Source organism: Arthrobacter sp. NPDC089319 (assembly GCF_040684925.1).
Classification (GTDB): domain Bacteria; phylum Actinomycetota; class Actinomycetes; order Actinomycetales; family Micrococcaceae; genus Crystallibacter.
The window spans coordinates 267228-286111 of record NZ_JBFBGZ010000002.1 but is presented as its reverse complement, the minus strand read 5'-3'; the positions used below and the strand labels follow the sequence as shown (position 1 = coordinate 286111).

The window sequence follows — 18884 nt, the reverse complement described above, 5'->3', positions numbered from 1 at the left end:
TCCGAAGGGTGCGCATCGCCGTCGTTATTCGAAGGCAGCGGCCATGGCGCGGTCCAGTTCCACGATCTGTTCCGGGTTGTAGTCGGCTTTGTCGCCGGGGGTGTAGCGGACGTGGCGCAGCCGTCCGGTGTACCGGTAGCAGCCGTGGCGCCGGGACAGCTCCCAGTCCACCGGGCCGCCGCGGTCCAGCCCCACGCTGATTCCGGCGAACGGTGCCATCCCGGTCAGCTGGAAGACGTCCGGCAGGACGGCCAGCTGGCGCCCATCGATATGCAGGCTGATGGCCCACTTGAAGTCCGGCAGCGCGGCAAACTCCACCCGGATATCGCGGAGCCCGGGTTCGATCGGGGCGCCGATGCGCTTGACCTCGCCGTACTCGTTGTAGGCCAGGACCAGCTTGCCGTGCTCGATGAACAGCACATAGCCGCCGCCCTGGTCTCCGTGCGCCACCAGCACGCCGCCGTCGCCGGCTGCTAGCTCCACCTGCGCGTCGATGGTGAAGGAGCGCAGCCGGACCAGCTTGGCGGAGCGGTAGCGTTCCAGCGTCGGCGCGCCGGGGTACAGCGTCACCGGCTGTTCCAAAAGCAGTTCGCTGGCCGGCCGATTGCGGTTGAACGAGCCGTCGTCGTTGAGCGGGTAGACCTGGTTCCACCAGGCATCTGCCTGCCATTTCGCGGCGAGTTCGCGCACCTTCTCCGGATGTTCGGCGGCCACATTGACCAGTTCGGTGGGGTCGGCTGCCAGGTCGTACAGTTCCCAGCCGTCGTGTTTCCAGCCGGGACCGTTGGGTTCCGGGGCAATCGCCTTCCAGGTCCCGGCGATGTAGCCGCGGCGGCCGTTGAGCTCGGTGTACTGGGTGGTGTGCTCCGACGTCGCCGCAGCGTTCCGCAGCCAGTTGCCGAACGGCACTCCGTCGGTTTCCCGTGCCGGCAGTCCGTGGCGTTCGGCCAGCGGCTGCACGCCGGCAAGTTGCATCAAGGTGGGGCCAATGTCCACGGCATGCGCGAACTGGTGGCGGACGCCGTCGTCATCCGCGGTCCGGGGCAGGCCGGCCGGCCAGGACAGCAGCATCGGCACCCGGACGCCGCCGGCATGCGGGAACGTCTTGTACATCCGGAACGGGGTGTTGGACGCGTAGGCCCAGCCGCGCGGGTAGTGCACGTAGGTCCGCGGCCCGCCGATCAGCTCGGGATCGCGCGGCACGTCCGGCTGCCAGTCCATGGGCAGACCGGACCGCGGTGCGGAGAAACGGCTGAAGTAACTGCGCGTTCCGGTGTCGCCGCCCTCCGAGGTGCCGCCGTTGTCCGAGGTGAAAACGATGATGGTGTTCTCATACTCACCTAGCGCCTTCAGGTGGTCCGTCAGCCGGCGCAGGTTCTGGTCCACGTTGTCCACCGCGGCGGCATAGGCCTCCATGTAGCGGGCGAACAGCGCCTGTTGTTCGACACTGAGCGAATCCCACGGCACCACGTCTGAACCGGGTTCACTGTTGCGCGGGGCGCAGGCCGTGCCCTCCGGAAACAGCCCCAGCTCGACCTGCCGGGCGAACCGCTCCGACCGGATGTGGTCCCAGCCGGACTCGTACCGGCCGCGGTATTTCTCCATGTCCGCCGCCTTGGCCTGGACCGGTCCGTGCACCGCGGTGTGGGCAAAGTAGAGGAAGAAGGGCTTGCCCGCGTCGCTGCTGCGCAACTCGGAAATCATCCCCAGCGCCTGATCGGTCAGGTCATCGGTGAGGTAGTAGTCCTCCGGATATTCGTCCACCACCACCTGGCTGTTGTCCCGCACCAGCCGGTGCGGGTGGAACAGCGAGGTGAAGCCGTCCATGCAGCCGTAGTAGCGGTCGAAGCCGCGCTGCACCGGCCACGAGGACTTCTCGGCGGCATCGTGCATCTTGGACTCCACCGTCAGATGCCATTTGCCCACCATGAACGTGGCGTACCCTGCCGCCCGGAAGTTCTCGGCCAGTGTGGGCGCGTCCGCCGGCAGTTCCATGGCCGAATTCGGGAAGCCTGGATCCATGTGCGGCACATAAGCAAACCCGGCCCGGTGCGGGTTCATCCCGGTCAGCAGCGCGGCCCGCGCCGGAGCGCACATCGGCGGCGTCTGGTAATTCCCCAGCCGGTACCCGTCCGCGGCGATGTCGGCCAGCGCCGGGGTGTCGATCTCGCTGCCAAACGGGGCGATGTCGCTGTACCCCATGTCATCCATCAACATCACGACGACGTTCGGCGCACCTTCCCGGGCGCGCGCGGCCGGCTTCCAAGCCGCGATGGATTCACTGGCTTTCTCGGCAACGGTTCCTTCGAATCCGGTGTAGTCGCGCACCGGGTGCGGGCCGTTGTGGAGCTGATCGTTCATGGTTTTCCTTTGGTGGTGCCGCCGTCCACCCGCCGCAAGGCAACGGGTGGACGGCTGGGGTTAGTGCAACGGCCTTGGCCGGTTAGTGTGTCAGCCGATTTCTGCGCGGTGGCTTTCGCGGGTCATCAGCACGGCAGCGGTGCCCGCGGCGATGACCAGGGCCCAGAAGGCTGCCACCAACCCGGTCCCTCCGCCGGCGGCGAGGACCAGACCGGTGGCGATCATCGGTGTGAAGCCTGCCCCGAGCACCGATGCTCCTTGGTAGGCGAGCGATGCACCGGTGTAGCGGACGTGGGTGGGGAACTGCTCCGCGATGAAGGCGCCGATCGGCCCGTACAGCAGCCCCTGGACCAGTCCGTTGCCCACAACGATGGCGACGGCGAAGCCCCACATCGTGCCGTTGTCCAGCAGCGTGATCAGCGGGTAGGCGAGGACAATGCCGGTGATGCCGCCGATCACCAGCATCTTGCGCCGGCCCACGCGGTCGCTCATCCGTGCGGCCCAGAACGTTACGATTAGGGTCATGACCGCGCCGGCGGCCTTCCAGTTCAGCACCCCGGAGCGGTCAACGCCGTTCTCCACGGCCACCGAGACGCCCCAGACGGTGAGCAGGCCCTGGCAGCAGTAGAAGCTCATGGTGGCGACGAGGGCCAGGACCACCGCCTTCGGGTGGTTCCGCAGCACATCCAGGAGCGGCATCTTGCGCTTTTCGCTAGCGTCCTCCAGTTTGGCGAACATCGGCGACTCCGTCACCTTCAGCCGGATCACCATGCCGACCACGATCAGGACGGCACTCAGCAGGAACGGGATACGCCAGCCCCACTCAAGGAACTGGTCGCCGGTGGCAGCCGAGACGGCGGAGACCACCAGCGTGGCCAGAATGGCGCCGGCTGGTCCGCCGGCATTGGCGAAGGAGGTGGCGAAGCCGCGCTTGGACTTCGGCGCGTGCTCGAGCGCCATCAGTGCGGCGCCGCCCCATTCACCGCCGACGGCGACACCTTGGACCAGGCGGAGGATGACCAGGGCGACCGGGGCCGCGATCCCGATCTGTGCGGTCGGTGGAAGCATCCCGATGATCATGGTGGCCACGCCCATGATCAGCATGGAGAGCACCAGCATCTTCTTGCGACCGATCCGGTCGCCGAAGTGTCCGAAGACCACGCCGCCGAGCGGCCGGGCCACGTAGCCGGCGGCCAGCGTGGCAAAGGAAGCGAAGAGTGCGAAACCGTCGCCTAGGTTGGCGAAGAACACGTGGCCGAAGACCAGCGATGCGGCCGTGGCATACAGGATGAAGTCGTAGTACTCGATGGCGCTGCCGATGAAGCTTGACGAAAGGATGCGGCGCATCTCCCGCGTGTTCAGCGAATCGTTTGCTTCCGGCAGCGTCGCCGGAGTCTCTACCGCCGTGCCGGTGTTGCTGGTTCTCTGCACGTGGAGCTCCTCGAAGGTTGGGGGCGGACTGATTGCTTCAAGTGTGCTGCAGGCCACATAATATGGAAAATCAATTGTTTCGATGCGACCCATCAAGAGGACTTATGACAGAGCTCACCCTGCGGCAGATGGAGTACTTTGTGGCGGTGGTGGACCACGGGTCGGTCACGGCCGCGGCCGCAGCCTGCCACGCCTCGCAAGCTGCTGCGTCCATGGCCATTGCACAACTCGAGAAGTCCTTGGGGGCTGACCTGCTGGTGCGCAGTCGGTCACGCCAGATTGCCTTGACGCCGGCAGGAATCGAGTTCGCCTCGCACGCCCGGGCGGTTCTCGAGCGGGTGACCGAAGCAGCCGCCTCCATCTCCGACAATCTGGGGCAGATTCGCGGTCCGCTACGCGTTGGTTGCAGCCAGACGCTCTCGCCGCGGCTGGTGCCGCCGCTCGCCGAGTACTTCACCAAGCACCACCCGGAGGTGGACCTGCGCTTCACCGAAAGCTCGGCCGGAGCCGTCCAGGAAGGCCTGCGGGAGGGCCGCTTGGACGTCGCGCTGGTCTATGCGCTCCAAGCGGACGAGGATCTGGACCGAGAGATCGTCAAGGACATCCAACTCCAGCTGGTGCTGCCGCAAGACCACCGCCTGGCCAAGCGGTCCGCGGTGCAGTTGAAAGATATTGCCGCCGAACCCGCGATCCTGCTGGACGTTCCGCCGACCATTGAGCGGTTGACCACCGTGGCCCGACAGGCCGGCCAGGAGCTCAATGTGCGCTGGACCAGCGCCAACATGGAGACCATCCGCTGCATGGTGGCCCGCGGCCTCGGCTACTCCTTCGCCAACAGCCCGCCAGTCGATGGCACCACCTTTGACGGGCTCCAGGTGGTGCACCGGCCGGTCGCCGATAAGCATGCCCGCAACGCCATCGTTGCCCTGCTGCCGGCCGGCCACGCTCCCCCGCGCCGGGTCGCCGCCGCCGTCGAGGTGTTGCGCCAGGCCGAAGCCGCCCGGCCGGAGGCGCCGTGACGCCGCTCCGATGCCCAGCCGACTGGGCTGACTCCGCGCTTCAGCCGAGCCGCGGGGTCCGCGGCGGCTCGGTGCGGCGGGACCCGGTGGCTTCGAAGGCGGCAGCCAGGGCCAGCAAGGCGTTGTCGTCATAGGCGCGCCCGGCGAAGGTGAGGCCTACAGGCATGCCGATGTCCGTCGTCGTGCCCATCGGCACCGTAACGGTGGGAATACCCAGGTGGCGCGGGACCAGGTTGCCGTTGGCCACCCAGATGCCGTTGCGCCATCCGTGGTCGGCGGCGGCCTTGTTGGTGTCCATGTCCACGGCGCCGACGTCAGCAACGGCAGGGAAGACTACGGCGTTCAGCCCGTGCTGGTCCATCCACAATTCCAGATCCACCCGGCGCGTTTCCTCGAGTCCACGCACGCCGTCCGCCAGATGGGGAATGTCAGTGAAGGAGGAGACAGCGTGTTCCCGGATGTGCGCGGGGTACGCCGCGATGTCGTCATCGAACCCGTTGTAGCGGTCCGGCAGAGCGCCCTCGGGGTGCGGAAAGATGCACGCGCCGTCCACGCCGGCCAGGGACGAGAGCGCGGGATCCCCATTGGCGGCGAGGAAGTCCTCCCAGGCCCATGCCGATAAATCCAGGATCTCTCGCCGCAGATATTCGGGGCTGACCAATCCGCGGGTGCGGACCGTGGCGGCGCCGGGCCGGTCGCCCTCGTAGTTGGAAACGACAGGGAAGTCCATCAAGACCACCTCGGCGCCCGCTGCCTCAAGGTCCCGCCGTGCCGCCTCCCAGAGTTCGATGATCGAGGCCCGGGTCTCGATCCGCTGCCCGGTAGCACCGCCGATCCCGGGCTGTTCGCCGGTGCCGGCCTCGGGGTCGGCGTTGATGTACATCCGCGGCACGCCGAAGCGCTTTCCCTTGAGCGCCTCCCAAGCCCGTTGCATCCCGCGGGGAGCCAGTGCGGAATAGGATTCGGGCCGGACCGAAGAGGCGGCGGGGATGTGCACCCACGGCTGTGCGCGCCAGAAGTCGCCGCGGGTGTCCGGGTCGTCGGCCACGATGACGTCCAGCACTTCGAGCAGGTCGGCCATGCAGCGGGTGTGCGGCACCACCACGTCCATGGTGGGCACCAGCGGCCAGTTGCCGCGCACGGAGATGATGCCGCGCGAGGGGGTGTAGGCGCAGAGTCCATTGTTCGACGCCGGTGCGCGTCCGCTGGACCAGGTCTCCTCGGCGAGCCCGAAGGCCGCGAAGCTGGCCGCCGTCGCGGTGCCGGATCCGTTGGACGAGCCGGATCCGAAGGCGGCGGCGAGGAAGTCTGCGCTGTAGGGGCTTTCGGCACGCCCGTAGAGACCGCGTTGCATGCCCCCGTTGGCCATCGGCGGCATGTTGGTCAGCCCGATCAGCACCGCTCCTGATGCGCGCAGCCGTTCGATCGCGAACGCGTCGCGCTGGGCCGCCAGGTGCTCGAAGGCGGGCGAGCCTGCCGCGGCGGTGAGGCCTTTGGCCAGATAACTGTCCTTGGCCGTATACGGAATCCCGTCCAACGGACCGAGCGTCTCGCCGCGCGAGCGCCGTTGGTCCGAAGCGCGGGCATCGGCCAGCGCCTCATCATTCATGACGACGACGGCGTTCAGCCGGGGGCCGGACTGGTCGTAGGCGGCAATGCGGTCCAGGTAGATCTGGGTTAGTTCCTCGCTGGTGGCCTGTCCGGTCCGCAGCGCCTCGCGCAGCTGCGCGATCGAGGCTTCCACCACGTCAAACGTGCCCATCAGGCCGCCGCTGCGCCGAGTGCGGGCTGCTGCTGGGTGATGCAATGGATCCCGCCGCCGCGGGCCAGGATGGGCCGCGCGTCCACCGTGACCACGCGCCGGCCGGGATAGGCTTCCGCGAGGATCTCGGCGGCCAGCGCATCCGCCCGGTCCTCGCCGTAACCGCAGGCAATCACTCCGCCGTTGACCACCAGGTGGTTGACGTAGCTCCAGTCGACGAAGCCGCCGTCGTCCTTGAGAGTTTCCGGAGCTGGCAGCTCAACGATGTCGAAAGGTTTGCCCGCGGCATCCACCTGGGTCCCGAAGAAGTCCCGCAGCTGCCGGCTCACCTCAAAGTCCGGATGTGCCGGGTTGTTCTGCCTGTGCAGCAGGGTGCGGCCGGGCGAAGGAAACGTGGCCACCATGTCGATATGGCCGCGCGTGCCCAGCTCCTCGTAGTCCCGGGTCAGCCCCCGCGGCACCCACACTGTGTGCGTGGAGCCCAGGGTGCGGGCCAGTTCCGCTTCGATCCTTTCCTTGTCCGCGTAAGGGTTCCGGCCAGGATCGAGCTGGACCGTTTCCGTCACCAGCACCGTACCCTGACCGTCAACGTGGATGGCGCCGCCCTCGTTGACCAGGAGGGAGCTGACCAGCTCGGCGCCAGCTTGCTCGGTGACGAAACGGCCGATGCCTCGGCTCTTCTCCCACTCCGCCCAGGCCGGCGCGCCCCAGCCGTTGAAGGTCCAGTCCACCGCACCGAGCACGTCCGGCCGTTCGTCGTCGACCACGAAGGTCGGTCCGATGTCGCGCATCCAGAACTCATCCAGCGGCGCTTCGGCATGCTCGATCTCCCTGCCCAGCATGCGCCGGGCACGTTCCCGTTCGGTTGGATCCACCACCATGGCCACCGGCTCAAACTCGGCGACGGCGTGGGCCACGGCGGTCCAAGTGTCATAGGCTTCCTCAGCCGAGGCGGCGTCGTTGCCCAGCGTCAGCCCCGCCCTGGGAAACGCCATCCAGGTCCGCTCGTGCGGTGCGGTTTCCGCCAGCATGCGCCAGGCCATGGAACCTCCTGCTGTCACCGGGCGGGACGCGTCGTCTCCGCCGCCTGCGCCGTTATTGATCAACTGGCCAATAACGTGCAAAGTACTTTAGGCTTGCCCGTGATGTCAAACACCAAACCGCGACGGGCCCCGCGCAAGGCCCCGGCCGAACGCTCCGCGGAGCTCGCCCAAGCGACCCGAAGCATTGCCCTGGAGCAGGGGCTTTCCGCCATCACGCTGCGCAACGTCGCCCGGCGTGCCGGTGTTGCCCCGGGACTGGTGGCGCATTACCACCCCTCCGTGGAGATGCTGGTGGCCGGCACCTTCTCCAGCATTGTCGCGGCGGAAACCGAAGAGGTTGCCGCCCTGGTCGCCGGGACGGGCACGCCGCAGCAGGGCCTCAGCCTGCTGCTCGAGACCCTCCTGGACGACCGCCGCCTCGATGTGACGGCGGTGTGGGTGGAAGCGTGGTCGCTGGGCCGCCGCAACGAAACGCTGGCCAGCAGCGTGCGGGAGCAGATGGACGCCTGGCAGGCGGTGATCCGGGATCTGGTGGCGGCCGGCGTTGCATCCGGCGATTTCAGCGCTCCGGATGCGGAATCCGTAGCGTGGCAGATCCTGGGCATGGTCGACGGGTTGAACGCGCAGGCTCTGGTGCGCTGGAACGGTGTCGCCGACCGGCACACCCACCTCGCCCGCGCCGTCGAGGCGATCGTCGGTGCGGCGCCGTCGTCCCTGCTGCCCGCGGCGGCGCCCGGCAGCGACCGCTGAAGGCCAAGCGTGGTCATTTGTTGAGGCACGGTATCGGCCGCTCGCCTTCGGGAGGTGAGCGGCCGACGTCGTTCTGGTGGGGTTACTTGTTCTGGTTGATCCGGATCATGTTGCCCGATGGGTCGCGGACGGCGCAGTCGCGCGGACCCCACGGCTGGTCCATCGGTTCCTGCAGGACTTCCGCCCCGAAGGAGACCAGCCGCTCGAAGAGTGCGTCCAGGTCGTCGGTGCGGAAGACCAGCATGGGAAGCACGCCCTTGACCAGCAGCTCCTGGAGCTGGTCACCGTCGGCCTGGGAGCGGCCGGCGTGCGGAGCGGACAGCACCAACTCCAGCTCCGGCTGGTCCGGACTGCCCATGGTGATCCAGTGGAAGCCCTCGTTGGCGACGTCGTTGCGGACTTCCAGGCCGAGTCCGTCCCGGTAGAACGGGATGGACTCCGCGGGGTCGTTGACGGTGATATTGCAGTACTGAAGTGAAATGCTCATGCGCCCAACCTACGCAGGGGCCGGCGCCGCCGCTTCTCGAATCCTGCTCGATCGCGGGTCGATGGGCCGCGTCAGCAGCTTCGCGATGCAGGGCGGCATCGCTTCGGCCGCTTCGTGGCTCCGGCCGCGGTAGGAACTGGGGCTCTCGCCGGTGAGTTGGCTGAACCGGGCGCTGAAGGAACCCAGCGACGTGCTGCCCACTTCCATGCAGGCATCCGTGACGCTCCAGCCGGCGCGCAGCAGCGCCATGGCCCGCTCGACCCGCCGGGTCATCAAGTAGTTGTACGGTGTTTCGCCATAGGTTGCCTTGAACCGGCGGGAGAAATGCGCAGGCGACATCAGCGCCTTGGCCGCCATCGTCGGCACATCCAGCGGCTGGGCGTAATCCCGGTCAATCAGGTCCCGCGCGCGCCGCAGATGGGCCAGGTTGGCCAGCTCCTCAGGATTCACAGCTTGAGGTTACCGCGCTAGGGAACCTGGCGGAAGTTCTGCGGAGTGCATCCGCTCCACCCGGATCCGCAACCATTGCACTGCCACCTCGGTTGCGCCACGCTAATCACGTGGAACAGCGACCTGATCGCCAGCAGGCTGCCCGCGCGGCTGGCCCTGACGCTTCCCGTCCGAAGGCTGCGGCACGCGGCGCCGCAGTGCTGGCACGTGAATCCAGCGAGTTCGACCGCGGGCTCAGCTTCTACGACGTCATTTACGGATTCGCCATCACGCTGCTGGTCACCAACATCGATGCTCCCTCCGCGGAAGCCTGGCAAGACCCGCGGGCACTGCTCGAATCAGGCGTGGTGCACCAACTCGCCGGCTTCGCCCTGAGCTTCGGCGTGATCGCCGTGTTCTGGCGGATAAACCTCCGATTGATCAAACGGCTCTCCGCACTCGATTCGGCGACGACGACGGCCAACCTCCTGGCTGCCGCGTTCGTCATCCTGATTCCGTTCACCACCCAGGGCGTGAGCGACCCGGAGACAACTTTGCTGGAGCTGACCACAGTGCTTTACGCCGCGAACATCATCCTGGCGTCCTTGGCCCAACTGCTGATGTTTGAGATTGCCCGTCGGCACGGTCTCGAAATCGACCCGATGACTCCTAGGCACCACGCAGCCTTTGTGCTCGATTTCCTCGTTCCACCCCTGGTGTTCGCGGTGTCAATACCCATCGCTTTGGTAGCCGGCGGCACGGCGGGCAAGATCACTTGGGCCGCGCTCATCGTGCTGGGACCGGTCTCGGGTATCCTCGCCACCCGGGTCCAGCAATCGACAACAGGCCCTTGATCCCGGCGCATACAGGCCGTTGATGCGGCACGGCTGAGGGAAATTACCGGGCCAGAGGTCCAGATTGGGCCGCGGACTCTGTGCTTATCCCAGATGTACAGCTAGCCTCTCCGATACCGGCAGCTCGCGCGAGCTGCCGGTCCCATTGTTCGCCGGCGTCCCAGTCGGCCGCGTTCGGGGATGAATCGCTCAACCTTTGGAGGACATGCAGTGAAGCACCAGCCCAAGAGCAGCACCAACCAGCCTGCGGCCAAACCCAAGCGCTACCGCAGCCTGGCAGCGGCGGCGGCCCTCGCCGTCGTTCTTCCCTTCAGCGCCGCGACGCCGGTGCTGGCCGACGCCAACTTCCCCTCCACCGAGGGCAACACTAATATCTCCAGCATCCTGACCTACGACGATGTGGTGAAGGAACTACGCAAACTGGAGAAGACCAGCCGCTTTGGCGTGGACGCCTTCACGCTGGAAGAAGCGGGCACGCAGGTCAACAAGTCGGAACAGGGCCGCGATCTCTGGGTGGCCACGGTCGGCAACGGCGCCGAACACGTGTGGATCCAGGGGCGCATCCACGGCAACGAACCCTACGGCACCGACTCAATTCTGACACTGCTGAAGGACCTGGGGACCAACGGCTCGTCCGAATACCAGCTGCTGCGCGACAAGTTCACCTTCCACTTCATCCCGATGTACAACCCGGACGGCGCGGAGGCGAACATCCGGCACACCATCCTCTGGGACCAGGCCAACGGCCTTCCGGAGTTCGGTTCCAACGGGCGCGAGCAGCGGATCGACCTGAACCGGGATTGGACGCCCAACGGATTCGTGGCGAACGAATCGCTGGCGTTCTACGAATACTGGACCGATGTGAAGCCGGCCTACGGCATCGACATCCACCACCAGGGCCTGAAGAAGGAATGGGGCACCGGCGACGACGTCACGCTGTCGCTGGGCATCTCGCTGGCCCCGGGCGGGCCGACCCTGCCGGGGATCAAGGACGGCGCCTACGACGAGCTGACCCGCCAGATGCACGTGTACGTGTATGACGAACTGTCCAAGTACGGATCCATCAACATGGACCGCTACCAGGTGGGCAACGGCCAGGAGATCGACATCAAGGGCGGCGTGGTCTCGGCCATGATGCTGGGCCTGAACTACCAGGGGATGAACCCGGAGGGTCACTCCAACCCGGTGGTCTTCTTCGAAACCTCCGGCAACACCTCGGACGGCAGCCTGGGCCAGAAGGCCCGCGGCAAGAGCATCAAGCAGAACCTGCTCGCCATGAAGGAGCTGCTGCTGGGCCTGGCCACCGGCGATGTCCAGCAAGAGGACGCCGACCGCTGGGAAGACATTCCGCACCAGCCGGTCACCGGTTACAACACCGACTACGCCGGAACCATCCCGGTCCCGTAGCTCGAACACAGCAGCGCCCCTGCCCAGTCCGGGCAGGGGCCGCTGCTTGTGCGCTAAGAGGGGCTACGCCTCCACGATGATGACCGTGACCACCGGCTTGCGGCGGAGGGCCCGGTCGGACCAGCGGATCAGGGCCTGGGCAATCGCCTTTTCGGCCTCCGGGCCGGTCTTGTCCCCGCGCAGGCCCATCAGGGTCTTCTCCACGATGCCGGTGGCCTTCTCCAATTGTTCCACCGCCGGGGCGAAGCCCACCGGGAAGAATTCCGCTTCTTCTTCCAGCCGGCCGGTGTCCGGGTTGACGATCAGCAACACCGTGACCGCGCCGTCTTCGGCCAGCCGCAGCCGGTCCTGCAGGGAGGCTTCGGTGGCTGCGCCCGGGACCATGTTTTCCACGTAGACATAGTCGGCAGCGATCTGGCCGGAGACCCGGGCCACGCCGTCCTTCAGGTCGATGGTGGTGCCGTCTTCGACGATCAGCGCGCGCTTCGGGTCCACGCCGGTGCGGATGGCCAGTTCGGCGTTGGCCTTCAGGTGCCGGTGCTCGCCGTGGACCGGCATCACGTTCTTCGGGCGGACCAGGTTATAGCAGTAGACCAGTTCGCCGGCCGAGGCGTGGCCGGAGACGTGGACCTTGGCGTTGCCCTTGTGCACTACGTTGGCGCCGCGCTTGGTCAGGTCGTTGATCAGCCGGTAAATCGACGATTCGTTGCCGGGCACCAGCGAGGACGCCAGCAGCACGGTGTCGCCCTCGGTCAGGTCGATCATGTGGTCGCCGCCGGCCATCCGTGCCAGCGCCGCCATCGGCTCGCCTTGGGAGCCGGTGCAGATCAGCACGGCCTTGGTAGGCGGCAGCTTCTCCAGTTCCTTGAAGTCCACCAGCACGTTGCGCGGGATGTTCAGGTAGCCGAGCTCGCGCGCCGTCGTCATATTGCGCACCATGGACCGGCCCACGAACGCGACCTTGCGACCGTACTTGTGGGCCACGTCGATGACCTGCTGGATGCGGTGCACATGGCTGGCGAAACTGGAGACGATCACGCGGCGCGGGGCGGTGCGCATGACCGTGTCGATTGCCGGCACCAGATCGGCCTCGGCAGCGAGGAAACCGGGGACTTCGGCGTTGGTGGAATCCGGCAGGAACAGGTCCACGCCTTCCTCGCCCAGCCGCGCGAACCCGGCCAGGTCGGTGATCCGGCGGTCCAGTGGGAACTGGTCCATCTTGAAGTCGCCGGTGGCCAGCACCAGGCCGGCGCCACTGCGGATGGCCACGGCCAGGCCGTCCGGAATCGAGTGGTTCACGGCCAGGAATTCCAGGTCGAACGGGCCGAACTTCTTCCGGTCGCCTTCCTTGACCTGCACCATCTTGGCGCTGATCCGGTGCTCCTGCAGCTTGGTCTTCACGAATGCCAGCGTCAGCTTCGCGGAGATCACCGGAATGTCGCCGCGTTCCTTCAGCAGGTACGGCACACCGCCAATGTGGTCCTCGTGGCCGTGGGTGAGGACAATGCCGACGACGTCGTTCAGCCGCTCACGGATGTAGGAGAAATCGGGCAGGATCAGGTCCACGCCGGGGTGCTGCTCCTCCGGGAACAGCACGCCGCAGTCCACAATCAGCAGCTTGCCGCCGTACTCGAACACCGTCATGTTCCGGCCGATCTCACCGAGCCCGCCCAGTGGCACAATGCGCATGGCGCCCTTGGCAAGTTTCGGAGGGGTTTGCAGCGGCTTGGTGTTCATGAATCCCGATCTCTGTGGTGCTATTTATTTGCGGGCTACGACGCCCTACGCCGGATTAGCCGGCACTGAAGTCTTGGTTGGCCGACACACCGAGGCGCTTCGACAGCGTTCCGCGCAGCACTGTGGACGGAAAGCATACTTGCCCTGACTTTACCATCGCGCACGTTCCCGGATCACCGCCAATCCGGCCCCACAAGGCCTACAACCCAGACGACGACGACGGTGCTCGCCTTTTCGTCCGAAACGCCAACTGTCCGTGCCGGTCACCCCCGGCACGGACAGTTGCGGCACCACGGGCGCCTCGGTGAATCCTTAGCTTTGCTCCGCCGGGAGGTCCACCTCGATTTCCGCGAAGTCGTCGCCTGCCTTTAACTGGCAGCCCAGCCGGCTGCGGGCATCGTCCCGCGGGGAGGCTGTGCAGTCCAGCATCTCGTCCTCGTCCTCGCCGATCTGGGGCAGCCCATCCAGATACTCCTCGCGGACGTAGACATGGCAGGTGGCGCACATCGCCTGGCCGCCGCACTCGCCCACAATGCCGGCCACGCCGTTGCTGACTGCGGCGCGCATCAATGAGGTGCCGGGGTCGGCGTCGACTATGTCCACTCCGCCGCCGGGCTGGTGGAAGCTGATCTTGGCCATGGGGTTTCCTTCCTGGCGCGTTCTACTGCGCGGGCTGGGTGGCAGTTGCCGGCACTGTTCCGAGCCCGGATTCCTGTCCGGGTTCGTCCCCCAGGCTGCGGTCTTTGGACTCGGGCATGAAGATCACGGTGACCAGGCTGACCGCGGCGATGATGGACAGGTAGACGATCACTGGGGTCAGCGAGGCGCCGCTGCCGCCGTAGAGGTTGGCCAGCACCAGCGGGGTGAAGCCTGCACCGAGCAGCGTGGCGATCTGGTAACCGACGGAGGCACCGGTGTAGCGGGACGATGTGCCGAACCGCTCGGCGATGAACGCCGCCATTGGCCCGTACAGCACTGTTTGGGTGACGATGCCGAGCGTGAAAGCCAGGAAGATCGAGGCCATGTTTCCGGTGGAGAGCAGCGCGAAGACCGCGGGCGTGACCGCAATGAACAGGATGTTGCCGGCGATCATCAGCGGCTTGCGGCCCACCCGGTCGGAAATCCGGCCCATCAGCAGCGTGGTGCCGATGCTGATCACCCCGGCGCCGGCGAACGCGAGCATCACGTCGGAGCGCGGCACGCCCAGCGAGACGGTGTAGGTGATGGAGAAGGTGGACAGCAGCGTCTGCAGGGCAAAAGCGGACGTCGCCGCGAGGATTACCGTCACCAGCAGGCCCGGCCGGCGCAGCACCTGCAGCAGCGGAATGGGGCGACGGGCCGTCGGCGCTGCGGCGCGTTCGGCAGCTTCACGCTCCAGCGCCTGCTGGAAGACCGGGCTCTCCGACACCCGCGTGCGAACGTACAGCCCGAGCAGCAGGAGGACGAAGGACAGCAGGAACGGCACACGCCAGCCCCAGCTCAGGAACTGGTCCTGCGGCAGTGCCGAGAACATGCTCATCATCAACAGACCCAGCACCGAACCGGTCGGCGCCCCGGCGTTGGTGAACGATGCGGCGAACCCGCGGGCCTTGGGGTCCGCATGCTCCAGCGCCATCAGCGCGGCGCCGCCCCATTCCCCGCCCACGGCGATGCCCTGGAGCACCCGCAGGAACACCAGCATCACGGCGGCCCACGGCCCGATCAGCTCCGGCGTGGGGACCAGGCCAATCGCCGTCGAGGCGAGCCCCATCAGCATCATCGAAATGACCAGCAGTTTCTTCCGGCCCAGCCGGTCACCGAAGTGGCCGAATATGATGCCGCCCAGCGGCCGCGCTACATAGCCTGCGGCGAAGGTTCCGTAGGAGGCGACCACGCCGGCCCAGGGATCCAGGTTCGCGAAGAACACCGGCCCGAAGACCACGGCGGAAGCTGTGGCGTAGAGCAGGAAGTCGTAGAACTCGATGGTGGTGCCCAGGTAGCTGGAGAATATGACGCGCCGCCGTTCGCGTACGGTGGCGGAGCCGGGAGCCATGCGTGACTGTGTATTCGTAGACATCATCGTCCTTCTGGTGGGTGGGTGAGGGTGGTGCGGGTGGTTGGATTACCAGGCGACCGGAAGGCTGGTCATGCCGCGGAAGACCCAGCCGTCCCAGGTCTCGCTCCGGTCCGGGTCCTGGCGCAGCGCCGGCAGTTCCCGGTACAGCATCGGCACGGCGATCTCGCCGACCGCTTTCTGCGCGGCCCACTTACCGGCGCACTGGTGCACGCCGCTGCCGAAAGCCAAGTTCGGCCCGCCACTGCGGTGGATATCGAACTCATCCGGGCGGGTGAACTGGTTCCGGTCCCGGTTCGCAGAGGCCAGGATCATCCCCACCTGCGTCCCGGCGGGGATGGCAACTCCTGAAACAACGACGTCGGACACCGTTTCCCGGGTGATCATGCCGATCGGGGAGAAATAGCGGGTGCCCTCGGTGAAGGCCTGCTTCCACAATCCGGGGTCGGCCAGCAGTTCGGCCTTCTGCCCCGGCGCGCGGTCCAGCAGCCAGACCAGGTTGGTGATCATGTGCTGCGGTTCGTTCACTCCGCCGGAGATGGCCAGCTTCACGTTGTTGCGGACTTTGTCCTCGTCCATGCCGGATTCCAGCAGCATCGAGGTAATGGAGGCGTCCGGGGTGCGGCGCAGCCGGGCAATCGTCTCGTCCAAGGCGGCATCGCATTCCATCCGCGAGACCTCGCAGCGGTCCCAGATCTCCTGCCGATCCAGCACGTTGCCGGTGCCGGCGATGAAGTCGCGGGACCAGCGGGCCAGATCCAGCGGCTCCACGCTGGTCATGCCCAGCATGTCGCACAGGTTCTTGGCGGCCAGCGGTTTGGCAAAGTCGAGATTTAGGTCGGCTTTGCCGTTGCCCGCGTCCAGCATGCGGTTCAGGTAGTGGCGGGCGTTCGCCTCGAACTTCGCGGCCCAGATCTCCATGATTTGCTTGGGCCGCAGCGTGCGGTTCATCGGTGCCCGCTCCGCTGCATGTTCCGGGTCGTCCTTGCGGATCATCGGCTGCCCGCCCATAGCCCGGACCATGGTGCCGCCGGAAACGTTGGAGGAGAAGATCTCCGGATGCCGCTCACCGAAGCTGCAGCCCTCGTAGCTGGAAATGAGGACCTTCTTCACCGCGGGAGACCAAACCACCGGCGTCTCCTCGCGCAGCCGGGCGTAGCTCGGATACGGGTCGCGCGCCAGCTCGGCCGGCTCCAGCCAAGAGGCCTCCGGCAAGGTCTGCGCGGTGGCAGTCGGTGCGATCGTCATGATCCGCCTTTCGGTCAGTCAGGCCCGTCCTTCGCCGGGCCCTGCCGAAAGTATGGTGTGGATCACAAGGACTCATGCGTAGAATTCGTATCATGCGAATAAGTAGCGGGTGGTGACGTGGCCAGGTCTTCCGGCGGCAGGTCTGCCATCTCGCGTGCAGTGGATGTTCTGGAAGCATTCGACCCCTCCAGCAATGAGCTGACGCTGACCCAGATCGCTGCCCGCACCGGCCTGCCGATGGCCACTGCGCACGGCATCGTCACAGAGCTGGTCACCCTCGGGCTGCTGGAGCGGCGCGGCCGGGAAGTTATCCTCGGTGTCCGGCTGTGGGAGCTGGCGGTGCGCGCCCCGGGTGTTGTGGGCCTGCGAGAAATCGCCCTGCCGCATCTCGAGCGAGTCCGCGATCGGCTGAAGCAGCACGCCCAGCTCGGCATCCTGCAGGGCGGCGAGATCCTGTACCTCGAGCGCCTGTCCGCGCCGGAGTCGGTGGTCAACTTCACCAAGGTGGGCGGTCGCATCCCGTGGTACGCCACGTCCAGCGGCCTGGTGCTGGTTGCCGACGCGCCGCCCGAACGGCAGGAAGAGGTCCTGGGCCTGCCGCGCCCGCGGTTCTCGGTCGAGCCGCATCCCAGCAGCGCCGATCTGCGGCCGGTCCTGGCCAAGGTCCGCCGCGAAGGCCACGCCGTGACCCGCGGCTATATCCATCCGGACGCCACCGCCGTCGCCGTCCCCATCAAGGGTCCCTACGGACACGCCGTGGCGTCCATCGCCGTCGTCGTCCCGACCGAAGGTTTCCGCCCCGCCCCGGTTCTCGAGGTCCTCGCACCCGCGGCCCATGCCGTGAGCGTGGACCTGAAGCAGAACTACCTGGGCTGACACCGGGCCCGAGCGCCTCCCAAGCCCGACCGTCCGATTCGGTAGGGTGGCTAAGGTGGCTGCCGGACTCCGGACCACCGCGAGACCAAGTGAAGGAGCCAGCGACGGACCGCGTGTTTGCTTCCCGGCCGTTGTTGCCGTGGGTGGTTCTGGGCATTGCCATGCTCGCAATCAGCCTGCGGGCCCCGATCATCGCGCCGACCGCCGTCCTTGGCGAGATCCAGGCGGACATCGGTTTGACCGCTGCCGGCGCGGGACTGCTCACCGGACTTCCGGTCCTGATCTTCGCGCTGGCCACCCCGCTGGCCACCCGCACCATCAGCCGGTGGGGCCCCGAAGCCACCGTGTTGCTGTGCCTGGGCGGCGTCCTGGCCGGGACGGTGATCCGTTCCCTGGGCCCGGCGTCGGTGGTGTTTGCCGGCACGGCGATCATCTCCGTCGCCATCACGCTGGGCAACATTGTGGTGCCGGTGCTGATCCGCCGCGATGTGCCGTGGAACCGGGTATCGGCAGTCACCGGCGCCTACTCGGCCATCATGAACGTCGGATCCATGGCAGCAGTGCTAACCACCGCCCCGCTGGCTGCGCTGGTGGGATGGCGGTGGGCGCTGGCGGCCTGGGCCGTGGTGGTGGCCATCGGCTTGGCCTACTGGCTGCCGACCGCCCGTCGCCGCCGCGCAGCGCTGGCGTCCGACCACAGCGGCGCGGGGCCAGAAGGGCCGTCCGGGCGCCCAGCGGCTGCCAGCGGCCGGGGCACCGACGGGCCGGGAGCCCCTCGCGCCACCGCATCGACATCGCTCCGCGGACGAAGCAACCGGTGGATCGTCGTGGTGCTGACCGTGGCGTTCTGCGGGCAGTCGGCCGCCTACTACGCCACCACCACCTGGCTGCCGCTGCTGCTGGCCGACGTGCGGGGACTGTCCGCCACGGCGTCCGGTGCCAGTGCATCCCTGTTCCAGGTCGCCGCCATTGTCGGAGCGCTAGGAGTGCCGCTGCTGGCGGCGCGCACCCGGCTCTGGGTGCCGACGGCGGGGATTGCCGTGCTGTGGATTTCGCTGCCCATCGGGCTCCTCCTTGCACCCGACGCCTACCTCCTGTGGTCCGTCACCGGCGGCATCGCCCAGGGCGGTGGATTTACCGCGATCTTCTCCGTCATCCCCCGCGTGGCCCGCACTGACCAGGAGGCGGCGACCGCCTCCGCCCGCATCCAGACCGGCGGATATCTGGCCGCCACGTGCGCCCCGCCGGTGGCCGGATGGCTGCACACCTTAACCGGCGGCTGGACCGCGCCCCTGCTCCTGGTCCTGGCCCTGACGCTGGCGTTTACCGTCGCCGGCCTGTCCGCGGTGCAGGCCTCGGAGCGGCGGTACCCACGTCCCTGAGGACGACGGCGGTGCCGTCTCAGCGCGTCATGCCCCACCGCTCGC

Annotated in this window: 16 protein-coding genes; 6 read left to right on the top strand and 10 right to left on the bottom strand. The window is 67.1% G+C overall.

What is annotated here, in order from left to right; translation table 11 throughout:
- Positions 1-24: 24 nt before the first annotated feature.
- Both AB0N75_RS04115 and AB0N75_RS04110 read right to left on the bottom strand, forming a co-directional pair.
- Positions 25-2361: an arylsulfatase gene (locus AB0N75_RS04115; protein WP_364645510.1), complete on the bottom strand. Its 2337-nt coding sequence runs from the start codon at positions 2359-2361 to the stop codon at positions 25-27.
- A 90-nt stretch (positions 2362-2451) separates the two neighbouring features.
- Positions 2452-3792: an MFS transporter gene (locus AB0N75_RS04110; RefSeq protein ID WP_364645507.1), complete on the bottom strand. Its 1341-nt coding sequence runs from the start codon at positions 3790-3792 to the stop codon at positions 2452-2454.
- Between the two features lie 104 nt (positions 3793-3896).
- Here AB0N75_RS04110 and AB0N75_RS04105 point away from each other — a divergent pair, with 104 nt between their 5' ends.
- Positions 3897-4811, top strand: a complete 915-nt coding sequence (locus AB0N75_RS04105) for a LysR substrate-binding domain-containing protein (RefSeq protein ID WP_364645504.1) — start codon at positions 3897-3899, stop codon at positions 4809-4811.
- A 40-nt stretch (positions 4812-4851) separates the two neighbouring features.
- Here the strand turns inward: AB0N75_RS04105 and AB0N75_RS04100 are convergent, their stop codons facing one another.
- Both AB0N75_RS04100 and AB0N75_RS04095 read right to left on the bottom strand, forming a co-directional pair.
- On the bottom strand, positions 4852-6573 hold the full coding sequence (locus AB0N75_RS04100) for an amidase (RefSeq protein ID WP_364645501.1): 1722 nt from the start codon (positions 6571-6573) through the stop codon (positions 4852-4854).
- On the bottom strand, positions 6573-7616 hold the full coding sequence (locus tag AB0N75_RS04095) for an agmatine deiminase family protein (RefSeq protein WP_364645498.1): 1044 nt from the start codon (positions 7614-7616) through the stop codon (positions 6573-6575). Before AB0N75_RS04095 ends, AB0N75_RS04100 begins: the two co-directional genes overlap by 1 nt.
- Positions 7617-7718: 102 nt before the next feature.
- Between AB0N75_RS04095 and AB0N75_RS04090 the strand changes: the two genes are divergently transcribed.
- Complete coding sequence (locus tag AB0N75_RS04090; protein ID WP_364645495.1) at positions 7719-8366, top strand: TetR family transcriptional regulator C-terminal domain-containing protein; 648 nt, start codon at positions 7719-7721, stop codon at positions 8364-8366.
- Between the two features lie 82 nt (positions 8367-8448).
- On the opposite strand, the gene AB0N75_RS04085 is transcribed toward AB0N75_RS04090, so the two are convergent.
- Together AB0N75_RS04085 and AB0N75_RS04080 are read right to left on the bottom strand one after the other, a co-directional pair.
- On the bottom strand, positions 8449-8853 hold the full coding sequence (locus tag AB0N75_RS04085; protein ID WP_364645492.1) for a VOC family protein: 405 nt from the start codon (positions 8851-8853) through the stop codon (positions 8449-8451).
- A 9-nt stretch (positions 8854-8862) separates the two neighbouring features.
- A complete protein-coding gene (locus AB0N75_RS04080; protein WP_364645489.1) occupies positions 8863-9303 on the bottom strand; it encodes an AraC family transcriptional regulator in 441 nt (146 codons plus the stop codon).
- Positions 9304-9413: 110 nt separating this feature from the next.
- On the opposite strand from AB0N75_RS04080, the gene AB0N75_RS04075 reads away from it, so the two are divergent.
- Positions 9414-10136: a TMEM175 family protein gene (locus tag AB0N75_RS04075; protein WP_364645486.1), complete on the top strand. Its 723-nt coding sequence runs from the start codon at positions 9414-9416 to the stop codon at positions 10134-10136.
- 210 nt (positions 10137-10346) lie between these two features.
- Complete coding sequence (locus AB0N75_RS04070) at positions 10347-11543, top strand: M14 family zinc carboxypeptidase (protein WP_364645483.1); 1197 nt, start codon at positions 10347-10349, stop codon at positions 11541-11543.
- 63 nt (positions 11544-11606) lie between these two features.
- Here AB0N75_RS04070 and AB0N75_RS04065 read toward each other — a convergent pair whose 3' ends face one another.
- The 4 genes from AB0N75_RS04065 to AB0N75_RS04050 all read right to left on the bottom strand — a co-directional run bounded on the left by AB0N75_RS04065 (position 11607) and on the right by AB0N75_RS04050 (position 16581).
- Positions 11607-13280: a ribonuclease J gene (locus AB0N75_RS04065; RefSeq protein WP_364645480.1), complete on the bottom strand. Its 1674-nt coding sequence runs from the start codon at positions 13278-13280 to the stop codon at positions 11607-11609.
- 312 nt (positions 13281-13592) lie between these two features.
- Positions 13593-13919 carry a 2Fe-2S iron-sulfur cluster-binding protein gene (locus tag AB0N75_RS04060; protein WP_364645477.1) on the bottom strand — a complete coding sequence of 109 codons (327 nt, stop codon included), beginning with the start codon at positions 13917-13919 and terminating at the stop codon, positions 13593-13595.
- A 22-nt stretch (positions 13920-13941) separates the two neighbouring features.
- Positions 13942-15336, bottom strand: a complete 1395-nt coding sequence (locus AB0N75_RS04055) for an MFS transporter (protein ID WP_364645474.1) — start codon at positions 15334-15336, stop codon at positions 13942-13944.
- A gap of 45 nt (positions 15337-15381) precedes the next feature.
- Positions 15382-16581, bottom strand: coding sequence for a cytochrome P450 (locus tag AB0N75_RS04050; protein WP_364645471.1), 1200 nt, complete (start codon positions 16579-16581; stop codon positions 15382-15384).
- Positions 16582-16698: 117 nt separating this feature from the next.
- Between AB0N75_RS04050 and AB0N75_RS04045 the strand changes: the two genes are divergently transcribed.
- Both AB0N75_RS04045 and AB0N75_RS04040 read left to right on the top strand, forming a co-directional pair.
- The gene (locus AB0N75_RS04045) at positions 16699-17457 is read left to right on the top strand and encodes an IclR family transcriptional regulator (RefSeq protein ID WP_364645468.1); all 759 of its coding nucleotides are present in this window, start codon (positions 16699-16701) and stop codon (positions 17455-17457) included.
- A 161-nt stretch (positions 17458-17618) separates the two neighbouring features.
- Positions 17619-18839 carry an MFS transporter gene (locus tag AB0N75_RS04040; protein WP_364645465.1) on the top strand — a complete coding sequence of 407 codons (1221 nt, stop codon included), beginning with the start codon at positions 17619-17621 and terminating at the stop codon, positions 18837-18839.
- The last annotated feature ends 45 nt before the right edge of the window (positions 18840-18884 follow it).